Raw genomic sequence first — 4,453 nt, forward strand, 5'->3', positions numbered from 1 at the left:
GGAGTCCTTGAACAGCGTCATTCGCGCAGCCACCAAACGACGAAAGGTATTTCCCACGGATGACTCGGCCAGAAAGGTGGTGTATCTTGCCATCGAACAAGCCAGTCGAAAGTGGACCATGCCGATACAAAACTGGAAAATGGCACTGAACAGATTTGTTCTGGAATTCGGTGAACGAGTTACCGTTCACCACCCTTGATTCCGAATGAACTTACACAGAATTTTTTACAGGCTCTGAAAAAAGGCTGTATCGTAAAGCCCTTCATTCAACCCACCATCCAGAAAACAATCAAAACCATCAAATTCGTCTGAAACACTAGGCCGCCAACATCCATATGCTTTGGAGTGCCCGCATTTCCATCGAGGATTAAAGCCCTCTATTCAGAAGGCGAGGGACACATTTCATGAATTCTTCTCGTTCTAAAGCGGCGATTTACTTAGGAAATTGACGTTGGATGTGTGCTTTTTAACACTGAACTCACTTTTTTCTCGGTGCAAAATTAAAAAAGAGACGATAAGAGAGTACTGCTTAGAGCCTTATGCTTTGTGGTTCTTATGCCGTTTTTTGCGTTTTAGAAACGGAGGATCATCAATTGAAATCTTTTTTTCACCCTGTCGATATTTGACACAGCATTGGTTTTCGATTACTTTGAAAGCTCATTACAGCGGAGCCTACGCTTTATAACAGTGGCTGTGCAAAGGTGGTTCCAGGTGAACTGCCGGCGACTAAAACGGTAAGTAGGAAAGTAGTTGGTAGTAATAGATAGTGGACTTCTGTTCGCTTCAAACTGTGGTGCTGGATCATCTCGTCTCTGAGGTTTTAAACCGACTGAGCCGCGTTGAACCTGCTCAGTGGTGCTCTTTGTCCTTTATGGACTGACATGCGCTGTGTGTGGAATCAAGTGGATCCACTGAGTAGAGGGTCGAGAACTCTGGACTCATGTGCCACCTCACGGATTGATTCCGTGTGTTCGTTGCGCACCCAACCTAAGAATTCCCATTAACAGACTTGTGCTGGATTTACGAAGCTCGCCCTGTCGGTATCCGATTCAGAATCGTGGCTTGTCGTCTATATCGACTTGAACGGTTCCTGCATGGCTTGTCGGTTCGCATTGAACTGACCTGTCCATTCGCCTCATCCAATGTTGCTCACCTGAGTCCAACTGTGTTCGGTCACTACGACTGTTCACTCTCGACTCTGTTCCACGTCAACGCATAGACATCTCACAGGGCCCGTCGCTTGAGTACGGAGTATGTGAGGTGTGAAGCTCGTTGCCATGGTCCGAGAAACACTGGGTGTTCCAATTTTTACGCAGGTTGTCCAGCCTGCCTCAATTCTGGACATTTATCACTCTTTGTACGTGTCGCACACAGGTGATTAACAGGCCGGCAGCCATGTCTGCAGCCCGTTGATCGGTAAGGAACACCTTACCCGGTGAGAGCCTGAGATAGACAGACGAGGGGAGCCGAGAGATCGGTGCAAGAGTCGCTAAGCGAGCGGCGTTTGCGATACGGCATTTTAAAGAACGCGCCAGGTTGTACCGAATAGACAGAAGTATTGTGGGTGCTCCACCCGGAACAGTCGATGGCACAATGTCACCGCCGATGTAAAAATGACCCACTAACGCCAACTTAAAATTGACCTACCTGAGCAACAATTGCCGCTTTTTGGCGGCGCTTTAGATGTTGACTCAGGAGAATCTAGTGGAAATACATGTATTGAACGCTCAAGGCCACAGCATTCGCGCAATCGCTGAACAACTGGGTGTGTCCCCGATTGCTCATCATCGATGAAATCGGCTACTTGCCGTTTGGCAGGGAAGAAGTCAATCTGTTCTTCAACGTGATTGCGAAGCGATATGAAACAGGCAGCATCATCGTGACCAGCAACCTCCCATTCTCACAGTGGGCCAGTGCATTTGCAGACGATGCAACACTGACGGCAGCACTGCTGGACCGTTTGCTTCACCATTGCCACATCGTACAAATCAACGGTGAGAGTTACAGATTGAAAGGAAAAAAGATGGCTGGCGCCATGCCAAACCCGATGGGTTTGGCAACAGGAAATCAGTGAAAGAAATCAGAAAGAATTGCTTGGGTAGGTCAAATTTACTTTGGCGTTGACGAAACAAAGTGGGTCAAAATTCAACTGGCGTTGACAGCACAATACCGAATTGGCCCGATTGAAAGTTAATGCCACCACCTGAAACAACAACCCCACCGGATAAATTGACCACAACGCCGGGGCGTTCGACAGGCTGTTGAAGCAACTGTGGTTGCTCTTGAAGCAACCTGCCCGCATCGGGTGGGCTCACAACTTGAGCATACGTAACCGAGGTCGATGCCAACAATCCACTCAATACTGCAAACTTTGTTACCGCTCGATCCATCCTCACATCCATCTTAGAATTTTCGTTTTAAATCGTTTAAACGATCTGGGGCTTTAGTTTAAATGACCAACGTAGTTGTGATACATCCACCAATGATACGGAGACGACTCTGATCTCCAGACTAAGGGCAGTTCTCGGCATTGCCAAATAAGCAACAAAGTCTCTTCGTAGACCGAATCCGTTGAATGAGTGTCCCCAGCATTTTGGGGACTGACGGCCAGATTCGAGTCGCTCGGTAATGGGACACTTTAGTCTGAAATGCTGTGACGAACCTGTTTGATTGTAAAAGAGCGATTATCGCGCTGACCTTCTCTCGAGGCCAAGTAACTCTTGATGGTTTTAAACACGCCATCCTTATTCATTTTGGAGGAAAGTGCTTGGGCTCGGTTAAGCTGATCCAAGGTCAGTGCCTTTTCGTTGCCGTCACGATTTTGGGTTCCTAGAGCATTTCCCTTGGCGCCTGCTAAATTTTCTAGCGCATACGCAAGAATGAGATTCTTTCTAACACTCCGTCCGTTGCCATACATCACGCCAAGGTTGTTCAGGCTATCAGCATTCCCTTGATTTGCCGCCAAGGTGTACCATTTCACGGCCTCTGAATCATCCCTGGGAACCCCTTGACCATCGTCATACATATGTCCAAGGTTGTATTGGGCTTGTGCGAAGCCTTGTTTAGCCGACAAGGTAAACCACTTCACAGCCTCTGACTCATCCTTGGGGACACCTTGACCAAAGTGATACATCGCTCCGAGGTTGTATTGGGCCTGTGCGTCGCCTTGTTTAGCTGACAAGGTAAACCACTTCACAGCCTCCGACTCATCCTTGGGAACCCCTTGACCAAAGTGATACATCAGTCCAAGGTCGGATTGGGCTTGTGCTTCCCCTTGATTTGCCGCTAAGGTGTACCACTTCACAGCCTCTGACTCATCCTTGGGAACCCCTTGGCCATTGGCATACATCACCCCAAGGGTGACCTGGGCGTCAGCATCCCCTTGATTTGCCGCTAAGGTGTACCACTTCACGGCCTCTGACTCATCCTTGAGGGCCCCTAGACCATACTGAGACATCAGCCCAAGGCTGTATTGGGCCAAAGTGTCACCTTGTTTAGCCGCCAAGGTAAACCACTTCACAGCCTCCGAATCGTCCCGGGGAACCCATTGGCCATTGGCATACATAGATCCAAGGTTGAATTGGGCGCGAGCGTAACCTTGTTTAGCCGCCAAGGTGTACCACTTCACAGCCTCTGACTCATCTTTGGGAACCCCTTGGCCTTTGGCATACATAGATCCAAGGTTGAACTGAGCCAAAGCGTAACCTTGTCCAGCTGCCAAGGTGAACCACTTTACGGCCTCTGAATTATCCTTGAGGACCCCTCGACCATACAGAGACATTATCCCAAGGCTGTATTGGGCCACAGCGTCACCTTGTTTAGCCGCCAAGGTGTACAACTTCACAGCCTCTGACTCATTCTTGGGGACCCCTTGGCCATTGGCATACATCCGCCCAAGGTTGACTTGTGCATGGGCGTTGCCTTGTTTAGCTGACAAGGTGTACCACTTCACAGCCTGTGACTGATCCTTGAGAATCCCTTGATCATTGTCATACATCAGCCCAAGGTTGAACTGGGCGTCAGCATCCCCTTGATTTGCCGCCAAGGTGTACCACTTCACAGCTTCTGACTCATCCCTGGGAACCCCTTGGCCATTGACATACATATATCCAAGCTTGAACTGAGCATCTGGGTTTTTTTCGGCAGCAGCCGCTTTGAATTCAGTTAAAGCAGTCTTAAAGTCGCCCCTTTTGTATGCGGCAATACCCTCATCAAGTCCAGCACTGGCAAGCCCTGGTAAAGCCATACAAACCACACCTAATATCCAAATGATCTTTCTCAATTTGAATTCCTCTGCCTATTCTGACCAAATTGGACAGTGATTCTGGCTGAAACTGGACAGTCATTCCAGCTCAAACTGGACACTTTTTTCAACCGCCCACGGGGCTGTTTGACCTTGCCCCTGAAAGATGGACTCGTTAACTGGAGTGTTTTTATACTTTGGTTCAAGGAG

At 48.7% G+C, this 4,453-nt stretch carries 1 protein-coding gene and 2 pseudogenes; 2 read left to right on the top strand and 1 reads right to left on the bottom strand.

Annotated elements, in window-relative coordinates; all coding sequences use genetic code 11:
* Positions 1-199: pseudogene (locus QQJ87_RS09110) on the top strand (IS256 family transposase); the annotation flags it as partial.
* Between the two features lie 1,572 nt (positions 200-1,771).
* Positions 1,772-2,074: pseudogene (locus QQJ87_RS09115) on the top strand (ATP-binding protein); the annotation flags it as partial.
* Positions 2,075-2,638: 564 nt separating this feature from the next.
* On the opposite strand, the gene QQJ87_RS09120 reads toward QQJ87_RS09115, so the two are convergent.
* Positions 2,639-4,282 carry a tetratricopeptide repeat protein gene (locus tag QQJ87_RS09120; RefSeq protein ID WP_284281344.1) on the bottom strand — a complete coding sequence of 548 codons (1,644 nt, stop codon included), beginning with the start codon at positions 4,280-4,282 and terminating at the stop codon, positions 2,639-2,641.
* Positions 4,283-4,453 lie beyond the last annotated feature (171 nt).

Source organism: Limnobacter litoralis (genome assembly GCF_030160455.1).
Classification (GTDB): domain Bacteria; phylum Pseudomonadota; class Gammaproteobacteria; order Burkholderiales; family Burkholderiaceae_B; genus Limnobacter; species Limnobacter litoralis.